General features: G+C 64.0%; 21 protein-coding genes and 1 tRNA gene. 3 read left to right on the top strand and 19 right to left on the bottom strand.

Going from position 1 to position 22,517, the window contains the following annotated elements; translation table 11 throughout:
• Positions 1–13: 13 nt before the first annotated feature.
• Positions 14–1,957, top strand: coding sequence for an aminodeoxychorismate synthase component I (gene pabB / locus BUE39_RS08475; RefSeq protein ID WP_073428300.1), 1,944 nt, complete (start codon positions 14–16; stop codon positions 1,955–1,957).
• Positions 1,958–2,041: 84 nt separating this feature from the next.
• Here pabB and panB read toward each other — a convergent pair whose 3' ends face one another.
• From panB to BUE39_RS08440, 7 genes are all read right to left on the bottom strand, one after another.
• Positions 2,042–2,857, bottom strand: coding sequence for a 3-methyl-2-oxobutanoate hydroxymethyltransferase (gene panB, locus BUE39_RS08470; RefSeq protein WP_073428200.1), 816 nt, complete (start codon positions 2,855–2,857; stop codon positions 2,042–2,044).
• Between the two features lie 36 nt (positions 2,858–2,893).
• A complete protein-coding gene (locus BUE39_RS08465) occupies positions 2,894–3,574 on the bottom strand; it encodes a deoxynucleoside kinase (RefSeq protein WP_073428199.1) in 681 nt (226 codons plus the stop codon).
• Complete coding sequence (gene folK / locus BUE39_RS08460; RefSeq protein ID WP_073428198.1) at positions 3,571–4,119, bottom strand: 2-amino-4-hydroxy-6-hydroxymethyldihydropteridine diphosphokinase; 549 nt, start codon at positions 4,117–4,119, stop codon at positions 3,571–3,573. The genes BUE39_RS08465 and folK overlap by 4 nt, the downstream gene beginning before the upstream one ends.
• 48 nt (positions 4,120–4,167) lie before the next feature.
• Positions 4,168–5,766: a polynucleotide adenylyltransferase PcnB gene (gene pcnB, locus BUE39_RS08455; protein WP_073428197.1), complete on the bottom strand. Its 1,599-nt coding sequence runs from the start codon at positions 5,764–5,766 to the stop codon at positions 4,168–4,170.
• Entirely contained in the window at positions 5,763–6,449 is a 687-nt protein-coding gene (locus BUE39_RS08450; RefSeq protein ID WP_073428196.1) for a histidinol-phosphatase, read from the bottom strand. Before BUE39_RS08450 ends, pcnB begins: the two co-directional genes overlap by 4 nt.
• Positions 6,442–7,203, bottom strand: coding sequence for a DnaA regulatory inactivator Hda (gene hda, locus BUE39_RS08445; protein WP_073428195.1), 762 nt, complete (start codon positions 7,201–7,203; stop codon positions 6,442–6,444). The genes BUE39_RS08450 and hda overlap by 8 nt, the downstream gene beginning before the upstream one ends.
• Positions 7,204–7,288: 85 nt before the next feature.
• Complete coding sequence (locus BUE39_RS08440) at positions 7,289–8,365, bottom strand: AI-2E family transporter (RefSeq protein ID WP_073428194.1); 1,077 nt, start codon at positions 8,363–8,365, stop codon at positions 7,289–7,291.
• A 95-nt stretch (positions 8,366–8,460) separates the two neighbouring features.
• On the opposite strand from BUE39_RS08440, the gene purM reads away from it, so the two are divergent.
• Complete coding sequence (gene purM, locus BUE39_RS08435; protein WP_073428193.1) at positions 8,461–9,516, top strand: phosphoribosylformylglycinamidine cyclo-ligase; 1,056 nt, start codon at positions 8,461–8,463, stop codon at positions 9,514–9,516.
• Between the two features lie 62 nt (positions 9,517–9,578).
• Here purM and miaA read toward each other — a convergent pair whose 3' ends face one another.
• Both miaA and mutL read right to left on the bottom strand, forming a co-directional pair.
• The gene (miaA, locus tag BUE39_RS08430; RefSeq protein ID WP_073428192.1) at positions 9,579–10,526 is read right to left on the bottom strand and encodes a tRNA (adenosine(37)-N6)-dimethylallyltransferase MiaA; all 948 of its coding nucleotides are present in this window, start codon (positions 10,524–10,526) and stop codon (positions 9,579–9,581) included.
• Between the two features lie 43 nt (positions 10,527–10,569).
• A complete protein-coding gene (gene mutL / locus BUE39_RS08425) occupies positions 10,570–12,597 on the bottom strand; it encodes a DNA mismatch repair endonuclease MutL (protein ID WP_073428191.1) in 2,028 nt (675 codons plus the stop codon).
• Between the two features lie 193 nt (positions 12,598–12,790).
• Here mutL and BUE39_RS08420 point away from each other — a divergent pair, with 193 nt between their 5' ends.
• A complete protein-coding gene (locus BUE39_RS08420; RefSeq protein ID WP_073428190.1) occupies positions 12,791–13,462 on the top strand; it encodes a DedA family protein in 672 nt (223 codons plus the stop codon).
• Between the two features lie 115 nt (positions 13,463–13,577).
• On the opposite strand, the gene BUE39_RS08415 is transcribed toward BUE39_RS08420, so the two are convergent.
• From BUE39_RS08415 to tolR, 10 genes are all read right to left on the bottom strand, one after another.
• Positions 13,578–13,946: a hypothetical protein gene (locus BUE39_RS08415; RefSeq protein WP_073428189.1), complete on the bottom strand. Its 369-nt coding sequence runs from the start codon at positions 13,944–13,946 to the stop codon at positions 13,578–13,580.
• A gap of 340 nt (positions 13,947–14,286) precedes the next feature.
• Positions 14,287–16,086, bottom strand: coding sequence for a chloride channel protein (locus tag BUE39_RS08410; protein WP_073428188.1), 1,800 nt, complete (start codon positions 16,084–16,086; stop codon positions 14,287–14,289).
• Between the two features lie 78 nt (positions 16,087–16,164).
• Entirely contained in the window at positions 16,165–16,578 is a 414-nt protein-coding gene (locus tag BUE39_RS08405) for a MarR family winged helix-turn-helix transcriptional regulator (RefSeq protein WP_073428187.1), read from the bottom strand.
• A gap of 85 nt (positions 16,579–16,663) precedes the next feature.
• Positions 16,664–17,839, bottom strand: a complete 1,176-nt coding sequence (locus BUE39_RS08400) for an HPP family protein (protein ID WP_073428186.1) — start codon at positions 17,837–17,839, stop codon at positions 16,664–16,666.
• 225 nt (positions 17,840–18,064) lie between these two features.
• A tRNA-Lys gene (locus tag BUE39_RS08395) sits at positions 18,065–18,140 on the bottom strand.
• A gap of 183 nt (positions 18,141–18,323) precedes the next feature.
• On the bottom strand, positions 18,324–19,073 hold the full coding sequence (gene ybgF, locus BUE39_RS08390) for a tol-pal system protein YbgF (RefSeq protein ID WP_073428185.1): 750 nt from the start codon (positions 19,071–19,073) through the stop codon (positions 18,324–18,326).
• 19 nt (positions 19,074–19,092) lie between these two features.
• A complete protein-coding gene (gene pal, locus BUE39_RS08385; protein WP_073428184.1) occupies positions 19,093–19,602 on the bottom strand; it encodes a peptidoglycan-associated lipoprotein Pal in 510 nt (169 codons plus the stop codon).
• A 31-nt stretch (positions 19,603–19,633) separates the two neighbouring features.
• Positions 19,634–20,926 carry a Tol-Pal system beta propeller repeat protein TolB gene (tolB, locus tag BUE39_RS08380; protein WP_073428183.1) on the bottom strand — a complete coding sequence of 431 codons (1,293 nt, stop codon included), beginning with the start codon at positions 20,924–20,926 and terminating at the stop codon, positions 19,634–19,636.
• 137 nt (positions 20,927–21,063) lie between these two features.
• The gene (tolA, locus tag BUE39_RS08375; RefSeq protein WP_073428182.1) at positions 21,064–22,071 is read right to left on the bottom strand and encodes a cell envelope integrity protein TolA; all 1,008 of its coding nucleotides are present in this window, start codon (positions 22,069–22,071) and stop codon (positions 21,064–21,066) included.
• The gene (tolR, locus tag BUE39_RS08370; protein ID WP_073428181.1) at positions 22,068–22,511 is read right to left on the bottom strand and encodes a protein TolR; all 444 of its coding nucleotides are present in this window, start codon (positions 22,509–22,511) and stop codon (positions 22,068–22,070) included. Before tolR ends, tolA begins: the two co-directional genes overlap by 4 nt.
• Between the last annotated feature and the right edge of the window lie 6 nt (positions 22,512–22,517).

Genomic DNA, 22,517 nt, shown 5'->3' with positions numbered 1-22,517 from the left:
TTTGGCGGTCAGCATGACGGCGGATGAGCGCGACGCGGTTTTCGCATTGCTCGACGATTGCGACGCGACGGCGGCGTGGCGCTCGAGCCGTCTCTACACGGGTTTTTCGCATGAGCTCGTTTGTGCGGATTCCGCGCAGCTCGAAGCCGTGTGTGAAGCCGTGGCTGCCGAGAGCCGGCGCGGATTGCATGCCATCGTGCTGGCCGACTATGAATTCGGCCGTAATCTGCTTCTCGACGGGAAGTCCCGGCACTTCATGAAAACGCAGCGTGGCGATGCCGCGCTGTGTTTTTTATTGTTCGAACGTTGCGAGAAACTTTCGCGCGACGAGGTCGACGCGTGGCTCATGGCGCGCGATGGCGGCGCGCTTGAGCCCTCAGTGGCGGGCACGGCCAACGTGAGCGCGAGCGTCGATGCGGCGCAATTCAACCAGGCGATCGACGCGATCCATGCCGCCTTGCGCGCGGGCGATTCCTATCAGGTGAACTACACCTATCGGCTCCGCTTCGATGTGTTCGGCTCGCCCGCGGCGCTCTATCGGCGCTTGAGGACCCGGCAGCCGGTTCGGTACGGCGCGCTGATCGCGTTGCCGGCCAATCGTTGGGTGCTGTCGTGCTCGCCGGAGCTTTTCATCGAAAAGGCAGGTTCCACGTTGCGCGCCCGGCCGATGAAAGGCACGGCGTCGCGCTCGGACGATCCGGCGGCCGATCGCGCCGCGGCCGAATTCCTCGGCAACGATCCGAAAAACCGCGCTGAAAACGTGATGATCGTCGACCTGCTGCGCAACGATCTTTCGCGGGTCGCGCAAACGGGGTCCGTCAACGTGCCTGCACTGTTTTCCGTCGAGCCATATGCCTCGGTTTGGCAAATGACATCCACGGTGCAGGCAACGTTGCGCGCGGGCACCTCGTTCGCCGAAATCATGCGCGCGCTGTTTCCGTGCGGCTCGATCACCGGCGCGCCGAAGCATCGCACGATGCAGTTGATCGACGAGCTCGAAAGCACGCCGCGCGGTCTTTACACAGGGGCGATCGGTTGGCTCGATGCGCCGGCGCCTGGCCACGACGAGGCCGCCACGTCGTCTGCATCGAATCCCGACGCGTGCGAAAACGCCTGCGGCGACTTCTGCCTGTCGGTCGCGATCCGCACCTTGGTTCTCAACCCGACGACGGCCCGGTCAGCCGAACTGCGAGGCAAGCTCGGCATCGGCGCGGGCATCGTGCTCGACAGCGTCCCCGCCGACGAATATGCGGAATGCCAATTGAAGGCGCGCTTCCTGACCGGCGCCGACCCTGGCTTCGAGCTATTCGAAACGATGCACGCGACGCGGGAAGAGGGCGTGCGATATCTGTCGCGGCATCTCGCGCGGCTCTCGTCGAGCGCGGCGGCGCTGGGCTTCGGACTCGGCGAGGAAAGCGAACTTCGCGCGCAGCTTGCAGCGAAATGCGAGGCGCTGCCGCCGCAAACCCCGCACCGCATGCGGCTCGCATTGAGCAAAAACGGCGCGATTCACATCACCGCCGCGGTGCTGACGCCGCTAGCCCGCTCCGACTCCGATCAAACGGTCGGCGTACTGCTCGGCCCGGACCACAATTTTCCCGCCACACGAGCCGACGACGCGCTGCTGCGCCACAAAACCACGCGCCGGGCCGAATACGATCGAGGCTGGCGTGAAGCCGAAGCGAAGGGCGCATTCGACACGCTGTTTTTCAACGAGCGGGGCGAGTTGACCGAAGGCGGCCGCTCGAATGTCTTTCTGAAGCTGGCAGGGCGGTGGTGGACGCCGCCGCTCGCGTCGGGCGTGCTGCCCGGCGTGATGCGAAGCGTATTGCTGGAAGAGGATTCGGGCCTGCGAGCGGCTGAAAAAATACTCACGCGGGCCGACGTGCTGAACGCCGAAGCATTACTGATATGCAACGCGTTGCGCGGCGCGTTGCCGGCGCGGATCGTCCGCTAGAGCCGGAACGCGGAGCCACCCGCGCGCGTCCGCAAAAACAAACCGCGGCCTCGGCGACCGAACCGCCGAGCCGCGACAGTCAAATCAGAACATGTGCTCAGGCCCAGGAAACGAGCCGTCCTTCACCGCGCGCACATACGCTTCCACCGCGGCCAGAATGCTCGGCTGGCCGTGCATGAAATCCTTCACGAAGCGTGGCCGCTTGCCGGGGAAAATGCCCAGCATGTCGTGCAGCACCAGCACCTGACCCGAGCAATCCAGACCCGCGCCGATGCCGATCGTCGGAATCCGCAGTTGTTTCGTCACTTCGCTCGCGAGCAGCGTCGGAACCGCCTCGATCACGATCAATTGCGCGCCGGCATTTTGCACCGCAAGCGAATCCCGCAGCAGCTGGCTCGCGCCCGCCTCGGTTTTCCCTTGCACCTTGAAGCCGCCGAACGCGTGCACCGACTGCGGCGTGAGCCCAACGTGCGCGCACACGGGAATCGAGCGCTCGACCAGAAAACGCACCGTGTCCGCCAGCCATTCGCCGCCTTCGAGCTTCACCATCTGCGCGCCGGCGCGCATCAATTCCACCGAACTGCGGAAGGCATCTTCCGCCGTGCCGTAGGTGCCGAACGGCAAGTCGGCGATCACCAGCGCCGAAGGCCGCACCCGCGCGACGCTCGCGGTGTGATACGCGATGTCCGCCAACGTCACCGGCAATGTGGTCGTCTGACCTTGCAACACGTTGCCGAGCGAATCGCCGATCAACATGACGTCGACGCCCGCGCGATCCAGCAACGCGGCGAAGCTCGCGTCGTAACACGTGAGCATGGCGATCTTTTCGCCGGCATCGCGCATTGCCTGCAGTTTCGGCACGGTGATGGCGTTCCGGCTCGCATCCTGCAAATAGGTCATGGGTCAATCCGTTGGAAAAAGAGGTGGCCGAGCCGCTTAAAGCGACGTGCCTTTGACAAAGAATTCCTTGCGGCCGCGCATGGTTTCGATGCGTTCGGCGAGCAGCGCAAGGTCCGCGTCCGAGTCGAGCGGATTCAGATGTTCGGCGTTGACCGTCAACACGGGCGTGCTGTCGTAGTGATAGAAGAACTCGTTGTACGCGTCGCACAGCGCGTGCAGATACGCATCGGAAATCTGCAGTTCCATCGGCACGGCGCGCTTTTGAATGCGCGCGAACAGCACCTCGGGACTGGCCTGCAGATAGACCACGAAGTCCGGCGCCGGCGCGCTCACCTCGAGCCGCGCGGCGAGCGCGCGATACAGGTGCCACTCGTCCTCCTGCAGCGTCAGACGCGCGAAGATGTCGTTCTTCTGCGTCATGAAGTCGGCGATCAGCGGCGTGCCCGACACATGCGCCACGCTCACTTCCTGCGCCTGCTGAGCGCGTTGCAACGCGAAGTGCAACTGCGCGGGCAATGCGTAACGCGTGGTGTCGCGATAAAAGCGTTCGAGAAAGGGATTGTCCTGCGGCCGCTCGAACATTTCCTGCATCGACCAGCGTTGCGCGAGGCGCCGCGCGAGCGACGTCTTGCCGACGCCGATCGGCCCTTCGATCGCGAGATAGCCGAACGGAGGCCGCAGATGCGGCGCGGTGACGGTAAGCGGTGGAGAATTCATTCGCAGCGGCCTTTGCCGTCCGTGCCGGCGCCTGTCGCGAACGCATTGAGCATCGGACACTGGCAGGTTGATTTGACCTTTTCGATGCGCTGATCGGCGACGCCGGCGAGCAACCCGTCCGCGCGGCCATGCTGCGGGATGATGAGCGCCGCGTCGATTTCGATCAGCGGCACGAGCGCAAAGGCGCGTTCGATCAGACGCGGATGCGGCACGATCAGATCGGGTTCGTCGATCGATTGATCGCCGTAGAGCAGGATGTCGAGATCGAGCGTGCGCGGTGCGTTGCGAAACGGCCGTTCACGGCCGAACTGATGCTCGATCTTGTGGCACAGCGCAAGCAGGTGCCGCACGGGGAGCGTCGTTTCGATCTTCACGGCGCAATTGAAATAATCGTCACCGCCCGCGTCGATCGGGGCAGTGCGATACAGGCTCGACTTGGCGAGCACGGTGATGGCGTGCTGTTGTGCGAGGCACACCACCGCGTCTTTCAGGGTCTGGCGCGCGTCCCCGAGATTCGCGCCGAGGCCGAGATAAGCAACCGTCATGGCATAACTTCCTGCAACTATCGTTCGACGGCTTCAGCGAACGCGAGGTCAGTTTTCGTGCGAACCGTCATGGCCCGCTTCGTTGGCTGTGCGTTCGGCTGGCGTGCCGCCCTCCATTCCGTCGCCCGCATTGCGGTTCCTGGCGCCACTGCTGCGCCGCCGTCGTTTTCGGGGACTCCGGTCCTTCCCGCCTTGCGTGAGCAAGGCCTCACGCGCCGCGACGTCTCCTTCGATGAACTCCGTCCACCACGCACCGACCGACTCGTCGAGTTCACCCGATTCGCAGCGCAACAGGAGGAAATCATACCCCGCTCTAAATCTTTGGTGTTCCAGCAGCTTCAGCGCGCTCCTTCCCGAGCGTTTTTCGAGGCGCAACTGCAGGCCCCAGATTTCGCGCATGTCCGCCGAAAAGCGCTTATGGATCGCAAGTTTCCCGGTTTGCATATCGAGGACTTCGTCCATCGCGCGATGCAGCGCGGGCACCGGATATTCACCGTTCGCTTCAAATTTCTGCCAGCGCTGCTGCACGTCGTGCCACAGCAGCGTGGCGAACAGGAAGCCGGGCGACACCGGTTTGCCGGCGCGCACTCGAGCATCCGTGTTGGTGAGTGCAAGCGTGATGAATTTTTCGCCGGTGGGTTGCTCCAGCACCACATCGAGCAACGGCAGCAGGCCATGATGCAGGCCTTCCTGGCGCAGACGCTTCAGGCAGGCGAGCGCGTGGCCCGACAGCATCAGCTTGAGCATCTCGTCGAAAAGACGCGCGGCGGGCACGTTGTTGATCAGATCCGCCATGTCGGCGATCGGCGCGCGCGTCGTGTCCTCGATCTCGAAGTCCAGCTTCGCGGCAAAACGCACCACGCGCAGCATGCGCACCGGATCCTCGCGATAACGCGTGGCGGGGTCGCCAATCATGCGCAAGAGGCGCGCGCGCATGTCGGCCATGCCGTTGTGATAATCCAGCACGGTTTGCGTGGCCGGATCGTAGTACATCGCGTTGATCGTGAAATCGCGGCGCGTGGCGTCTTCGTGCTGCTCGCCCCAGACGTTGTCGCGCAGCACGCGACCGCTCGCGTCCACGGCGTGCGTGCGGCGGTCGAGTTCGTCGCGCTTCAGGCGGCGCTGCGGCGGCGCGTCGGCGGCCGGCGGATCGACCAGCGCGCGGAACGTCGAGGTTTCGATGATTTCCTGGCCGAACTGCACGTGCACGATCTGAAACCGCCGGCCGATGATGCGCGCGCGGCGAAACAGCTTCTGCACCTGTTCGGGCGTGGCGTCCGTGGCGACGTCGAAGTCTTTCGGCTTGATGCCGAGCAGCAGATCGCGCACCGCGCCGCCGACGATGAACGCGCGGTGCCCCGCCTGTTGCAGCCCTTCGGTCACGCGAATCGCGTTTCTCGAGATCAGCGCCTGATCGATGCCGTGCACGTCGTGCGGAATGATGACCGGTACATCGGGATCGGGCACGGTTTTGACCGCCGCGCCGCCGCGGGCGGGTTTGCGGCGTGTCTTGCCGGCGCCTGAAGCGCCTGCTGCATGGCGTGCCGGTGCGCTGCCGGTTTCGTCTGCTTCGGCTTCGGCGGATGGGGTGTCCTCAGCGGGCGCCGAGTCCTGGCCGAATAGCTTGCGGATAAATTTTTTGATCACGTGGATTGAAAGAGTTCGAGGATGCGCCAGCCTTTGGCCTGCGCATGGGCGCGCAATGTGTCGTCGGGATTGGTCGCGATCGGATCGGTGACCTTTTCGAGCAGCGGAATGTCGTTGTGCGAGTCGCTATAGAAATAGCTGCGCTCGAAGTCGCTCCACGTCTTGCCGAGCGAGGCGAGCCACGCCTCGGTGCGCGCGATCTTGCCTTCCTTGTAGCTCGGCATGCCGGTGGGGCGGCCGGTGTACGGCGAATGCGGCTGGCCGTCGACGGTTTCCACTTCGCAGGCGATCAGCGTGTCGACGCCGAACGCTTGCGCGATCGGACGGGTGATGAATTCGTTGGTGGCCGTGACCACGCAGCAGAGGTCGCCCGCTTCCTGATGTTGCTTCACCAGTTCCAGCGCGACCGGCTGGATCGCCGGTGTGATGACTTCGTGCATGTACTGCGCGTGAAAGTCGGCGAGCTGCGCGCGCGTGTACTTGGCGAGCGGCGTGAGCATGGCGATCAGGTAAGCGTGAATGTCGAGCTGGCCGGCTTTGTAGTCGGCGTAAAAGCGGTCGTTTTCACGGGCGAAATTGTCGGCGTCGACCATGCCGTGTTTCACCATGAAGCGGCCCCATTCGTGGTCGCTGTCGGTGGGAATGAGGGTGTGGTCGAGATCGAAGAGTGCGAGATTAGCCATGAGGGCCTATTTTACTTGAAGCGGCGGGTGACGCAGACGAAGCGGACGCCGCGCGCCGTTCGTCGGCGTCCGGCTTGGCGAGCATGGTGCGCAAAAGCGGCAGCGTGACGGCGCGTTTCTGTTCGAGCGAGAAGCGGTCGAGCGCGTCGAGCAGCGCCATCAGGCTCGGCATGTCGCGGCGAAAATGCGTGAGCAGGTAGGCGGGCACGTCGTCGGCGAGCATGATGCCGCGCTCGCGCGCCGCGTGCTTCAGCACGGCGGCCTTGTCCTCGTCCGGCAGCGGCGCCAGATGGAACACGAGGCCCCAGCCGAGCCGCGTGCGCAAATCCTCGCGCACCGTCATGCCGATCGGCGGCGCGTTGCCCGCGGCGACCAGCGCGCTCGTGGGATGCGCGCGCACTTCGTTGAAGAGATTGAACACGGCGATCTGCTGCGCGGCCGACAAAGCGTCGCAATCGTCGATCGCATACAGCGCGACGCGCGGGTCGAACGTGAAGGCGGCGAGACTGCTCTGGGGACCCGCATAGCGCGCATGGCCCGGTGGCGCTTCGTGCACCAGCGCCTGCAAAAGATGCGTGCGGCCACTGCCGGCTTCGCCCCAGATATAGAAGGTGCGATCGGCCACCGGCCCGGCCGCGAGCGCGTTGTCGAGCTCGCGCAGCCGCGTGACCAGCTCGGCGTTGGCGCCGGCGAAGAAGTTATCGAATGTCGATGGCGGCGGGGTGCCGAGATCGAGCGTCAGTTGACGAAGCACAGTAGGTTGATGCCGAAAATGAGGCTTGGGCCGCGAATGGCCCGAACCTCGGGCCCTAAACAGTCGATGACAAGTCAATGACCCGTCAGTTGTTGTAAAGCGTGCTCGTCAGATAGCTTTGCCGCAACTCGCGCATCGCCACCGAGAGAATCGCGCTGACCGGCAGCGCCAGCAACACGCCGAAAAAGCCGAACAGCTGGCCGAACGCAAGCAGCGCGAAGATGACCGCGAGCGGGTGCAGGCCAATGCGTTCGCCGACGAGGCGCGGCGTGAGAAAGAAGCTCTCCACGATCTGGCCGACGCCGTAAATCAGCGCGACCGCGCCGAAGCCATACCAGTCGCCGAATTGCAGGAGCGCCGCGAGCAGCGCCAGCGCGAGACCGGTGGCGAAGCCGATGTACGGGATGAACACCGCGAGACCCGTGAAAATGCCGACCGGCAACGCGATCTCGAAGCGGGCGATGGTCAGCGCGACCGCGTAGTACACGGCGAGCACGCCCATGACGAGCAACTGGCCGCGCAGGTATTGCGACAGCATCTGGTCCATGTCGCGCGCGAGTTGCAGCGTCTTGTCGAGCCAGCGGCGCGGCACGACGGCCTGCATGCGCGCGAGCATGCGATTCCAGTCGTACAGCAGATAGAACAGCACGAGCGGCACCATCACGACGTTGCCGACCACCGTCATCATGACGTTGCCGCTGGTGCGCACGGAGGTCCACACGTAAAGCGCGACGGTTTGCGCGCTGCCTTCCAGTTGCCCCATCACGAGATCGCGGATGCTGGCGAAATCGAGCGAATCGGCAAGGCCCAGCAGCGCGAGTTTCGGTTGCAGCCACGCGTTGATATGCGTGAACAGCACCGGAACCTGCTGCCTGAGTTGCGGCGCTTCTTTCTGGACGACGGCCAGCACCAGCAGCACGAGCATGGTCATCAGGAGCGTGAACAGCAGCATCATCAGCAACGCGGCGACGGCGCGCGGCACACGCCGGCGCACCATCCACGCGACGCCAGGCTGAAGAATGTACGCGAGAATCGCGCCGAGCAGAAACGGTGTGAGGACCGGGCTCAGGAGCCACAGCAAAATGCCGACGCCCAGTGCGATGGCCAGCCAGATGAAGGCGCGGCGCTGAACGGGCGTCAGGATGGAGGAGTTCTGTTGCAAAGTTTGTTTCCCAGGTGTCGTCGGAACGCGTGAAATCCAGCCAACCGGCCGGCATCGGGTAAAATCGCATTTTACCGACCTTCTCGCTCTTCCCCATGAATCAACCGAAATCCGCCCCTGACGCCCAAGGTTTGTCGTATCGCGACGCCGGCGTGGACATCGACGCGGGCGACGCCCTTGTCGACGCGATCAAGCCATTTGCCAAAAAGACGATGCGCGACGGCGTGCTGGGCGGCATCGGCGGGTTCGGCGCGCTGTTCGAAGTGCCGAAGCGCTACAAGGAGCCGGTGCTGGTGTCGGGCACCGACGGTGTCGGCACGAAGCTGCGCCTCGCGTTTCAACTGAACAAACACGACACCGTCGGCCAGGACCTGGTGGCGATGAGCGTGAACGACATTCTCGTGCAAGGCGCCGAGCCGCTGTTCTTCCTCGACTACTTCGCGTGCGGCAAGCTGGACGTCGGTACGGCGGCCACGGTCGTGAAGGGTATCGCATATGGTTGCGAACTGGCGGGCTGCGCACTGATCGGCGGCGAGACGGCGGAAATGCCGGGCATGTATCCGGACGGCGAGTACGATCTGGCTGGCTTCGCGGTCGGCGCGGTCGAAAAGAGCAAGATTATCGACGGCAGCACGATCGCCCCCGGCGACGTGGTGTTGGGGCTGGCTTCGAGCGGGATTCATTCGAACGGTTTTTCGCTGGTGCGCAAGATCATCGAGCGCGCGCAGCCTGATCTGAATGCGGATTTCGACGGCCGCTCACTCGCCGACGCGCTGATGGCGCCCACGCATATCTATGTGAAGCCGTTGCTCGCCGTGATGCAGCAGATCGCTGTGAAGGGTATGGCGCACATTACCGGCGGCGGGCTCGTCGAGAACATTCCGCGCGTTTTGCGTGAAGGCCTGACGGCTGAGCTGGATCATCGCGGCTGGCCGTTGCCGCCGCTGTTCTCGTGGCTGCAAAAGCACGGCGGCGTGGCGGATGCCGAAATGCACCGCGTGTTCAACTGCGGCATCGGGATGGCGGTGGTGGTGTCCGCCGCGGATGCGGACGCGGCGATCGGGCTGTTGTCCGCAGCCGGCGAGCAGGTCTGGAAAATCGGCGCGATTCGCGAAAGCGCGCCGGGTGAAGCTCAAACGGTTGTGGTTTAACCCAAGGCTCGTTTGCCTGCGCGGCGTGGAAGTTCCAAGCGCCGCGCGGGGCCGATAGCGATTCAGATCAACGCTTCAATCACATCGAGCACCCGCGCGGTAGCGCGCGGGTCGCAGCAATCGATCACTACCCGCTCAGTCATGCTCCGCAGCCACGTAAGCTGCCGCTTGCACAGTTGCCGCGTAGCGAAGATTCCCTTGTCCCGCATGGTCGGATAATCGACGGCTCCGTCGAGATATTCCCATACCTGCCGATAGCCCACGCAACGCATCGACGGCATCTCCGGCGACAAATCCCCACGCTCGCGCAGTTTCACCACTTCATCGACGAAGCCGCCCGCCAGCATCGCGTCGAAGCGCTTTTCGATGCGCGCGTGCAGCATGCTTCGATCGGAAGGTTCCAGCGCAACCGGCACGAAGCGCCACGCCGAAGCGGCGTTGTCCACCCGAGCCGGCGCGGCCAGCAACGCGGACATCGGCTGGCCGGTCAACATGAACACTTCCAGCGCCCGCTGAATCCGCTGCGAATCGTTTGGCGCAAGACGAGCGGCCGTCACGGGGTCGAGCGCGGCAAGTCGCGCATGCATTGCAGGCCAGCCTTCGCGCGCGGCATCGGCGTCGAGCGAGGCGCGAAGCTCGGCGTCGGCGGGCGGCAGGTCGTTCAGTCCTTGCGTGAGCGCCTTGTAGTACAGCATGGTCCCGCCGACCAGCAACGGCACTCGCCCGCGCGCGCTGATCTCGCCCAGCAGGCGCAACGCATCCGCGCGAAATTCGGCCGCTGAATAGGCGTTGGCCGGATCGACGATGTCGATCAGATGATGCGGTGCCGCCGCGAGCTCTTGCGCCGTCGGTTTTGCCGTGCCGATGTCCATCTCGCGATAGACCAGCGCCGAATCCACACTGATGATTTCCACCGGCCGCCGCGCGGCCAGCGCGAGCGCGGCGGCGGTCTTGCCGGATGCGGTGGGCCCTAGCAGGCAAGCGACCGGCGTGGCAGTGCGTGAAGTCATGGGGAAACCGGCGCGCGGCGAATGAGCGTGATCGAGCGCACCGCTACTGCCCACGCATGAACAACCGATCGAGATCGGAGAGCGTCAACTGATACCACGTCGGACGCCCGTGGTTGCATTGATCGGCGCGCTCGGTCGCTTCCATCTGGCGCAGCAGCGCGTTCATTTCATCGAGCGTCAGGCGCCGGTTCGCCCGCACCGCGTGATGGCAGGCGAGCGTGCCGAGCAGTTCGTGCTGACGCTCGGTCAACACGCGCGAGCCGCCGAACGCGTGAAGGTCGGAGAGGACCGCGCGCGCCAGCGCCTGTAGATCGGCGTCTTTCAAGAGCGCGGGCACGGCGCGGATGGCGAGCGTGGTGGGCGACAGCACCGCGAGGTCGAAGCCGAGCGCGTCGAGCGTGTCGCGCTCTTCCTCGACCGTGCCGATTTCGATCGGATCGGCCTGCATCGTCTGCGGGATCAGCAGCGGTTGGACGGCGATCGTGCGATCGGCCAGCGCGTTCTTGAACTGCTCGTACAGAATGCGCTCGTGCGCGGCGTGCATGTCGACGATCACGAGGCCGTGCGCGTTCTGCGCGAGCACGTAGATGCCGTGGATCTGGCCGAGCGCGAAGCCGAGCGGCTGTTCGTCGGCGACGTTGAAGGCGGGTGACGCATAAGGCGCGGAGGCGTTGTACGGCGCGGTTGTTTCCGTGGCCGAGTCGCGCGCTTCGAAGAGCGTCGCGCCTTCCACTGCGCCTGCGTTTGTGTCTCTGCGGCCGAACAGCGCGTCGTAAAACGCCAGCGGTTGGGCAACGGGCAAGGTGCCTTGCGTCATGCGCGCCTGGCGCATCCATGTGTTGCCCGGCTGTGACGACGAGCCAGATCCGCCACCGAAGCCGCCTGCGCCCGCGCTCGTACCAAGGCTGGCGGTACCCGCTCCACCTAACGGCGTGGCGCCGAACGACGCCGGCCCGCCCATCGACGCCTCCAGATGCGCGGCATGCCCGCCTGCCGTCGTTTCCGGCGACGCGCCCGCATGCCGCGCCAGCGCGCGCTGTACCGCGTGGAACACGAACTGGTGAATCGAGCGCGAATCGCGAAAACGCACTTCGATCTTCGACGGATGCACGTTCACATCGACGGCTTCAGGCGGCAGATCGAGAAACAGCACGTAGGACGGATAGCGGTCGCCGTGCAGCACGTCTTCATAAGCAGCGCGCACGGCGTGCGTGAGCAGCTTGTCACGCACGAAGCGGCCGTTGACGAAGAAATACTGCTGGTCGGCGCGCCCGCGGCTCGCGGTCGGCAGACCCGCGCAGCCGTAGACGGCAAGCGGTCCGGCGGATTCGTCGAGCGGCAGATGCGCCGTTGCAAATGTCTCGCCGAGAATCTTCGCGACTCGCACGGGTGGTTCGCTGGCGTTCCAGTGTTCGACCGCCTTGCCGTTATGCAGCACCGAAATCGCCACGTCCGGTCGTGCCAGCGCCGCGCGGCGAATCTGTTCGAGACAATGGCCGAGTTCGGTTTGCTCGCTCTTCAAAAACTTGCGGCGCGCGGGCGTGTTGAAGTACAACTCGCGCACTTCGATCGTGGTGCCCTGGGTGCCGGCAGCGGGGCTCAGCACGCCGGTTTGCGCGTCGACGCGCACCGCATGCGGCGCGTCCGCGGTGCGGCTCGTGATGTACATCTGCGCGACCGATGCGATCGAGGCTAGCGCCTCGCCGCGAAAGCCCAGCGTGGCGACCGCTTCCAGTTCGGCAAGCGAGCGGATCTTGCTCGTCGCATGACGCATCAGCGCAAGCGCCAGTTCGTTTTCGGGAATGCCGCGGCCGTCGTCGGTGATCGAAATACGTTTGACGCCGCCTTCGTCGAGCATGATGCGCAAAGTCTGCGCACCCGCGTCGAGCGCATTTTCCAGCAACTCCTTGACCACCGAAGCGGGCCGCTCGACCACTTCGCCGGCCGCGATCTGGCTGATCAACTGGTCGGGCAGCGGCTGAATCGCGCGCAATGGGCGTGGGGCGGGCGCAGCGGCGGAAACCGCGGCCGCGGCGGTGGTGCCGGCAGACGTTTCGGAGAATTCGGACATGGCGAAATTATAGCGATTCGGCACCGCGGGCCCCGAGGCGTCCGAGCGGCCGGACTTTTTTAATTGCGGCCGGGCACTTTCGGTATCATGACGCGGTCAATTGCGGGGCGGTGAGCGAGTGCTCGTCGCGTTCGCTCGTAGGTTCGCAGAGCTATTCCCCGCCGCGCTCACATTCGCTCAATAAAGGACGCCTTTGGACACGTTGCTACATTTCGCCAATCTTGTCTTGCACATCGACAAGTTTCTGGGAGACTTCATTCACGTGTACGGCGCCTGGGTCTACGCGGTGCTGTTTCTGATCGTGTTCTGCGAAACGGGGCTGGTCGTCCTGCCGTTTTTGCCGGGCGACTCATTGCTGTTCATCGGCGGTGCTTTCTGCGCGACCGGTGAAATGAACGTTGGCTTGCTGATCGTGCTGCTGCTCGTCGCGGCAATCAGCGGCAACACGGTCAACTATATGATTGGGCGGGCCATTGGACCGCGGGTGTTCAATTCGCACATCCCTTTTCTCGAGCGCTTTCTCGACCGCAGCGCATTGCAGAAGACCCACAATTTCTACGAAAAGCATGGCGGCAAGACCATCGTGCTGGCGCGCTTCATTCCGGTAGTGCGGACCTTCGCGCCCTTCGTTGCCGGCGCGTCCGAAATGACGGTGAGCCGGTTTCAGCTTTTCAACGTTCTCGGCGCGTTGTTGTGGGTGCTGCTGCTGGTGTTGCTCGGTTATTTCTTCGGCAACATTCCGTTCATCCGCCAATATCTGAATGTGATCGTGCTGGTGGGTATCGGCGCGGCAATCGTGCCGGTTCTGCTCGGCGCGCTGTGGAAGATGATGCGCAAGGACGCCTCCAAGCCCGGCACCCGCTGACGCTTCATCGCTGGTGTGGCCGGAACGACAAACGGCGTCGCGAATCTCGCGACGCCGTTTTTTTTCGCTCTCTCGGGCGGATTTTGCAAAACAATTGATCGCAAAGGGCGTCGCGTTACATCGGCAGATGCGATTCCGAATACGGCGAAGTGCGGATGACAAGCGAGTCACCGGCTTTAGCCTGGCGCGAGCGGCGCCACAGATAGCGCCAGCCGAAGGCGGCGAGCCCTGCAAGCCCATAGGCGCCGGCGCGTTGAAAAAACGCAGCACGCGTGCTGAACTGGCCGTAGCGGTTTTGCGCATCGGCGAATATGAGAAAGGTCAGCGCGGCATCGAACAGCAGTGCGGCCAATGCGAGCCCGACAAACACATGCGGCCCATTGAGCGTCGCGCCCGGTATCAGCCGGTTGCATAGATGACAGACAATCAGCACGGCCGCCAGCAATGCGAGGTTTGAGACAAGATTGAACAGGAAATTGGCCATCTCGACGGAATGAAAGCGCAGGGGGCTGCGGCGTTGCCAGAGCGTCTACTCACGCGGTATCACAGCCTGTTTCGCTGGATCGGCGGCGATCATTGCACGTCTTGATGTCTCAATAAATGTTCACGTTTGTCGTCCGTTGTATCTATCGGTGCTGGTTAAGTCGCGTGTAGGAGTGCGGCTCTTGTTGTACGTGCAATGACGACGAACGCTCTGGGATTGTTCGTTTCGACTGTGGGAAATGCAGTCATGTCATTCCGATTCAGCGCGATTTGCAACGGCTCACGGCCCGTTGCCCGCTCGCTCGCGCGACGAAAATCGCGCCCGGTTAGGGCTGGCGCGCTCAGCCGGCACGCCGCACCGGCGACAGGCGGCGCTTTGCCGAGCGTGGGCCGAGACGCCTGAAGCGTTCCTTCTTGTGCTCTTCGTCGAAGTGAGCGAGCGACGGCTTCACCAGATCGCTGCGGGACACGATGCCGACGAGCCGCCGCGTGTTTGCATCGTCCACTACGGGCACGCGTTCCAGGTTATGAACCGCAAGCCGCGTTGCCACCAGGCGGCAAGTTTCGCCCGGCACCGCGACGACCGGCGCACGCGTTTTCATCAATTCGAGCAGCGTGGTCGCGGCGCCAGCGCCGTCCCACTCGGTGCGTGCACGTTCGAGCGTCGCACGCTCGACCACGCCCGCCACCTTGCCCGCATCGATCACCGGATACGCCCGATGCATTTGCGTCGCGCCGAAGTACTTCGCTAGCGCTTCGCCGACCGTCAGTTGGGCATCGATCGTTTCCACTTCGCGCGTCATCACCTCGTCGATGTAATGACGTTCGAGCGGATCGACGCCGTATTCACGATAAATGTGATAACCGCGGCGCGCGATTTTCTCGGTCATGATCGAGCGTCGCATCACGACCGTCGCGAAGCCGTGCGCGACCAGCGTGGCGGCGAGAAGCGGCAGCAACGCATTGCTGTCGTGAGTCAGCCCGAAGGCGAACACGATGGCGGTAAGCGGCGCGCCCAGCGTCGCACCGAGCGTGGCCGCCATGCAGACGAGCGGCCACAGCGCGGGGTCGCTGCCCGGCAGCAGATGGCTCATCACCACGCCTAGACCGGCGCCCAGCATCAGCAGCGGCGCCAGTACGCCGCCCGACGTGCCCGAGCCGAGCGCGACGACCCACATGACGGCTTTCACGAGCAACAACGCAAGCGCAGCCTGCAATGCCAGATGCAGATGCAACAGATCGCCGATGACGTCATACCCGACACCGAGCGCGCGCGGCTCGATAAAGCCGCCGATGCCGACCACGAGGCCGCCGAGCGCGGGCCACCACATCCAGTGAATGCTCAGCTTGCCGAACAGGTCCTCGGTCTTGTAGAGCGCCGCGGACAGCCCCGCTGCCAAGGCTCCCGAGAGCAGCCCGGCCAGCACGCACGCGAAAAGCGATAGTGCGCCGGGCGGCGTCGTTTCAAGCGGAAACAGCGGCCCCGCGCCGAACAGCGGTGCCCGCGCGAAACCCGCCACCGCGCACGCCAGCGCGACGGGCAAGAAACTGCGCGGCCGCCATTCGAACAGCAGCAACTCGACCGCAAGCAGCACCGCCGCGACCGGCGTGCCGAACACCGCGGTCATGCCGGCCGCGGCGCCCGCGACCAGCAGCGTCTTGCGTTCCGCCGCGCTCACGCGCACGCACTGCGCGATCAGCGAGCCGAGCGCGCCGCCCGTCATGATGATCGGGCCTTCGGCGCCGAACGGGCCGCCGCTGCCGATCACGATGCCCGAGGACAGCGGCTTGAGCACCGCTACCTTCGGCGACATGCGGCTCTTGCCGAACAGGATCGCCTCGATCGCTTCGGGGATGCCGTGGCCGCGAATCTTTTCCGATCCGTAGCGCGCCATCAGGCCGACGATCAGCCCGCCCGCCACCGGCACCAGCACGACCCATGCGCCTAGCGTGTTATGCGACGGCGAGCGGTCCGCGAAGGACAGCGCGCCGAAGAAAAACAGGTTCGTGAACAGGTGAATCAGGCTCAGCAGCGCGAAAGCCGCCAGCGTACTGATTGCGCCGATGCACGCGGCCAGCAGGGCGATGCCCGGCAGGCGGCGGTTGGCGGCGAAGTCGCGTTTGTAGGTGTCGGCGGTCATGGTCGGGGCGGTGGTGGGTTGGCGGGCCGCGGCGGGTGGTCGAACGCGGTGGTCGAAAGAAAAGCGGCTCAAAGACGCCTAAAGATCGATCTGCGGAACATTGAAAGCGCCTTCGAGCGACTTCAGCTCGGCGCGGTGCAGTGCGGCCAGCTTCGCGAGCGTCTTTTCGCCGGGCTTTTGCAGATGCACTTCCACCTGGCGGCGATCGGTCTCGCTGACCTTGCGCTTGACGAGGCCGAGCGCTTCACAGCGCGACACCAATGCCACCACACCGTGATGCTGCGCTTGCAGCCGCTCGGCCAACTCGCCGATCGTCGCCCAGTCTCGCCGCGGATAGCCTTTGATGTGCAGAAGCAGCAGATATTGCAAGGGCGTGATGCCTTCGCTCTGGGCGGCCTGTTCGGAGAAGCGTTCGAAGCGCCGCATCTGATAGCGGAACTCGGATAGCTGCTCGAAATCGGCTTTGCCAAGCTCGCGAGGGTGAGGCTTCATGGGTGGCTCGTGGAAAAGGGTGCGGCTATCTTTGTCATGACGTGAGATTTCGGGGCGTGGTGGGGCTGAGCGAAGTTTGTTCGAATCAGGCGGCGGCGCGCTGTTGTCGTGCTTGTGCTTGCAGTTGCCTGTGCGGCTGACGATACAAACCGGCGATCAGGTCGGCTTGGGTCACCATGCCGGCCAGTCGTCGCGTCTCGCTGTCCAGCACCGGAATGTGGTGATGTCCGAAGTCGGCAAAAAGCGGCACGAGGTCCGCGATCGAGGTGGAGGTGTCCACCGTGCGCACCTGGGTGGTCATCAGCGCGCCCACGACGGGTTCGCCGGCGCGCCGGCGGCCAAACAGCTTGTGGCGGACGCTGGTGAACATGCCGAACTGCTGACTACTGCCGAGGTCGGCCCGTGTGACGATGCCGATCACATGTTGCGCTTCGTCCGTTACCGGCAAGGCTTTCACGCCGTGGCGTTTCAGGATGCTCCACGCGGTCGCCGCACGCGTTCCCGCCGACACGGTGATGACGCCGCGCGACATGATGTCCGCGCACGTCAGTTCGTCGAAAGTGCGAGCGTAGGTTTGCAACTGCAATGCACGTAGCAGGGATTCGAGGTCGTCGGGCGCGATGTCGAGCAGTTCGCCTTGCCGCTTGAGCACGGCGTCGAGATCCGCACGCGTGAAGCCGGAGCGCGGCTGCGCGGTCGCGGCCGTTTTGTCGCCGTGGTGCCGCGCGGAATGGGGATAGCGATGCCCGGTCAGCGTGTGATAGACGATCGCGGCGCAAAGCAGCGCAGCCGATTGAAGCGCGATCGGTTCGATCACGAAGCCGTAACCTAGCGAATGCACGGCCGGGCCGCCCAGCACGGCGGTGAGCGCGACCGCTCCGGACGGCGGGTGCACGCAGCGCAGCGCAAACATCGCGCAGATCGCCGCCGCGACGGCAAGCGCCGCCGCCGGCAAGGGATCGTGGACCCAGATGGCGCACGTGACGCCCACCGTCGCCGAAACGAGGTTGCCGCCGATGATGGACCACGGTTGCGCAAGCGGACTCGCCGGCACGGCGAACAGCAACACGGCGGAGGCGCCCATCGGCGCGACCAGCATCGGGATGTTGCCGCTCGAGCCGAGCAGAAGATGAGTGATGGCGCCGGTGAACGTGATGCCGATGAGCGCGCCGAGGCACGAACGAAAGCGCTCCTTCCATTCGATGGCGATGGTGGGCGGAGCGAAGCGGGCGAGCCAGCGAATGACGGCGGAGTGTGGCAAGATCGGATCGGTAGTGAGTGGCTTGAAGGTTTGTGCCGCGGCGCGTGAGGCTCTTTCAGAAGCCGGGCGCGCAGAGCGAAAGCGTCGATTATATGTGATTGTGATATAAATTGTCGCGGCAGATCCGGGCGCGATTTTTTGACGCCGCAAATGAACGAAGTTGGAAAAGGATGCGGAAAAAGAAAAGGGCTTACGACGCAAACGCGTGTAAGCCCTTGAATCTTTTGGTAGGCCGTACGGGATTCGAACCTGTGACCAACGGATTAAAAGTCCGCTGCTCTACCAGCTGAGCTAACGACCCAAAAGAGAAGCGAAATTATAGCGATAGCGCGTGTAGGCTGTCAACCGATGGTGGTTGGCCAAGCTATCAGCACTTCAGATAGTGAAAAACCCGGGTAGCGATACCCGGGTTTTTCAGCGAGAGGCGCGCGTGGCTTTGACGTCGGACACTGCGCGTGACTGCCAACTGCGAGGAACTTCTGCGCTACTTGATTTGCGACAGCTTGCTCTGAGCCGACTGCGCGACATCCGAGCCGCCGTATTGCGCGACGATCTGTTCGAGCGTCTTCTTGGCCGCGGCCTTCTGACCTTGCTCAAGCTGATTGTTCGCAATCGCAAGCAGCGCTTCCGGCGCACGCGGATGTTGCGGGTAGTTCTTCACCACACCTTGCCACGTCGCCGTCGAGCCCTTGTAGTCGCGCAGCGCATACAGCGCGTTGCCGAGCCAGTACTGAGCGGTCGGCTGATAAGGGCTATTCGGATACTTGGAGATGAAGCTACGGAACGACGCCGCCGCGTTCTTGAAGTCGCCGCTGCGGAACTGTTGCGAAGCCGCATTGAACGACTCGGTTTCGCCCGGCTGCACCTCGCCCTGGACCCCGTCCACCGTCTGTTGCTGCGGCTCGAATTTCTTCAGACGCGTATCAAGATCGGTGTAGTAGTCCTTCTGCTGCTTTTGCACCGCGGCGAGCTGGTTGGCCATGTCCTCGTTCTGCCCGCGCAGCGTGGCGACCTGCTGATTCAACTGGTCGAGACGGTTGGACTGATCGAGGATCGTGCGTTGCGCGGCCGACAACTGGCTCGACAGGCTTTCGGTCTTCGAGCGCAGATCGAGAATGGCCTGGCGGGCCTGGTCGTCGTCGAACATGCCCGCATGCGCGGGCACAGCCGCGAAGGCCGTGCCCGCGACGCAGGCCGCTGCGGCAAACCGCAGCCAGGAGAAACGATGCGTCATTCGGCTCATCACCCGTTACTTACTGTTGGTACACGAGGTCGGCGCGGCGGTTCTGTGCCCACGACGATTCGTCATGACCCGTGGCTTGCGGCTTTTCCTTGCCGAGGCTCACGGCTTCCATTTGCGAGTCCGTCACGCCCATCAGCGACAACGAACGGCGCACGGCTTCAGCACGCTTCTGGCCGAGCGCCAGGTTGTACTCGCTCGTACCGCGTTCGTCGGTGTTGCCCTGAATCAGCACGTGGCGTTGCGGATGGCTCTTAAGGTATTGCGAGTGTTGCTGCAGCAGCGACTGATAGTCGTCCTTGACCGAGTAGCTGTCGAAGTCGAAATAGATGCTGCGCTTGGCGAGCGGGCTGTTCGGATCGTTCAGCGGATCGACGTTGACCTGTGCGACATCGGTCGGGTTCGGTTGCGTGCCGATTGCACCGCCCTTGTTGGCGTTTTCGTCGAGCTTGACGCCCGAGTGACATGCGGCCAGCGCACCGACCATCAGAACGGCAAATGCGAAACGAAGCTTGGACATCATTTTTTACTCTCCTTGTGTTATTGCATCAACGTTATTGCATAAACGGGCCCCAGGACGGCTCGCGCACGCTGCCGCCCTGAACGGACAGGACCTGCCGGGTGCGACCATCGGTCGATACCGCGGCCAACACGCCACGGCCGTTCACCTGTGTGGCGTAAAGAATGTACTGACCGTTCGCCGCGAAGCTCGGCGATTCGTCATGTGTCGTGTCCGTCAGACCCGTGGCCGTATTGCCTTGCAGGTCCTGGATATAAAGCTTGAATCCGCCGCCGACGCGCGAAATATACGCGAGTTGCTTGCCGTCGGGGCTGACGCGCGGGCTCGTGTTGTAGCTGCCCGTGAAGGTGACGCGCTGTGCGCTGCCGGCGCTTTCGCCCTGGGCCGACATCTTGTAGATCTGCGGTTGGCCGCCACGATCGCTGGTGAAATAGATCGACTGGCCGTCAGGCGAGAAGGTGGGTTCCGTGTCGATCGAGCTGCCTTGCGTCAGACGCCGCAGCCCGCTGCCGTCCGCATTGACGGCGAAGATCTGCGTGTTGCCGGTGCGCGAGAGCGCGACGGCCAGCGTGCGGCCATCCGGCGACCACGCCGGTGCGCTGTTATTGCCCTTCTGGTCGGAGACCACGACGCGACGGCCCGTGGGCAGATCGTGGATATAGACGATCGGCTTCTTCTTCTCGAACGAAACATAAGCGACCTTGGTGCCGTCGGGCGACCATGCCGGCGAGATGATCGGCTCAGGGCTCGACAGCGCGATGTGCGCGTCCTGGCCGTCCGAATCGGAGATTTGCAACTGATAACGGCCGCCGGTCTTGATGACGTACGACAGGCGCGTGGCGAACACGCCGCGCCCGCCCATCAGCTTCGCGTAGATGTAGTCCGCGACCTTGTGCGCGCTCATGCGCAAGCCGCTTTCCGGGCTCACCAGCACGAGGCCGCCGAGGCTTTCCTGTTTGACCGTGTCGTACAGCTTGAAGCGCACTTCGTACTGGCCGTTCGGCAGACGGTTCACACTGCCCGACACGAACGCATTGGCGCCCTTGGCCTTCCAGCTGCCGAGGTCGACGGACGCCGTTTCCGGCACCGGCGTGCTGCCCGCGTCGATGTTGGTGAATTTGCCGCTGCGTTGCAGATCCTGCCGCACGATCGTGCTGACCTGTTGCGGCGAGTTCGCTTCATTGGCGAAATTCGCCGTTGCGATCGGAAACTGGGTGGACCCGACGCCCGTCACGAGGACGTTGAGTTGTGCGTTGGCGGCGCCGCCGACGGCGATCAGGCACGACGCTACAAGTGTCCGCAGGCCTAGCTTGGTCATCAAACTCATGCTGTATGGATTCCCCAAAAACGGTTTTACTAACGCTTCACAACAGCAGACAGACCCTCGAACCTTTATTTCGTTCCCCGGCGCGCCACGCTGGGCGGGGCGCCGCGTCTGCTGTCAACTGACTGTCAAGGCCTTCGTCAACCTGCCGGGCGCAGCGTGATCTTGAAGCTGCCCGGCGTCTTGCCGTCGATGTCCTGAGGCATCGGATCGGAACGCTGCACGGCGCGCAACGCGGCGTCGTCCCACGCGGGGTTGCCGCTGCTGCGCGAGATCGTTGCGCTCAACAAGGTGCCCGTCGGCGAACAGCGCACGGAGATCACCGTCTCCAGGCCTTCCGTTTCGCCGCCCCACGTAATGTTCGGGCGCACCACGCGACGCACCTTGTCCGCGTAACCCGGCGACGCCGCCGTGCCGCCCGAGCCGCTGCCGGTGCCGCTCTTCGCAAGCCCGTTGCCGGTCGAGCCTTCGCCGCCCGCCATGCCTTGCATTTGCGCGAGACGCGCGCGACGTTCGGCATCGAGTTTCTTCGCTTGCGCGGCAGCCTCGGCCTGAGCCTTGGCCTTTGCCGCCTTCTGCGCGTCCGCTTTCTTCTGCGCTTCGGCTTCGGCCTGTTTTTGCTGTTCCTGCTGCTGTTCCTTCAATTGCTGCTGTTTCTGCTGCTCGGCCAATTGCTGTTGCTTGAGCTTGTCGGCCTGCTGCTGCTGTTGCTGCAACTGCTTCTGCTTGAGCGCCGCGGCCTTTTGCGCCGCCTGCTCCGCGGCGAGTTGCTGCTGACGTTTCGCCTCGGCTTCCTGTTGAGCCTGCAATTTCTGCTGACGCTGCTGCTCGGCGAGTTGCGCCTCGCGCGCGGCCTCCTGCTGCTTGCGTTTCTTCTCCTGCAACGCGATGTCAGCCTGTTCATCGGGCAGCGGCGGGGCAGGGGCCACCGGCACGGGAGGAGGCGGAGCCGGGCGCGGGATCGCCGTGTCCGGCACCTCGGTCCAGAGCTCCGCTTCAGCGCCTTCCGGCGTACTGTTCTGCCACTGGATGCCGTGGTACAGAAAGAACCCGAGCAGCGCGTGCATCACCAGAGCGAACGCAAAGGCTCGCCCGGTGCCGCGTTCACGCGGCGGCTGGAGCGGGTAGTCGGAATTCTTGCGGATCATTGCGATTTGACGAGCAATCCAACGCGTTTGACGCCCCGGGCTTTCAGCTCGGACATCACGTTCATCACGACTTCGTACTTCACGGTCTTGTCGGCGGCGATCACGACAGGCTGGTCAGGATGCGTTTGCGAACGGTCGGTGATGAAGCCGTTGAGGTCGGCTTTCGTCATGTTTTCCTGCTGCTGCGCGCCCGCGTCGTCTTTGTACTTGACGCTCATGTTGCCGTCCGCGCGGATATTCACGATCACGGGCGGGGTTTGCTGCTGCGGCGCGGCGCCGCCGACGGTCGGCAGATTGACGATCGACGGGGCGACGAGCGGCGCGGTCACCATGAAGATCACGAGCAGCACGAGCATCACGTCGATGTACGGCACGACGTTGATGTCGGACATCGCGCGGCGCGAACGGCCGCCACGCATACTGGAATGTGAGCCTGCCATCTTGGA

Origin of the sequence: Paraburkholderia terricola (assembly GCF_900142195.1) — a bacterium.
GTDB classification, from domain to species: domain Bacteria; phylum Pseudomonadota; class Gammaproteobacteria; order Burkholderiales; family Burkholderiaceae; genus Paraburkholderia; species Paraburkholderia terricola.
Note: the sequence above shows the minus strand (reverse complement) of the source record. Positions and strands in the feature narration are given on the sequence as shown.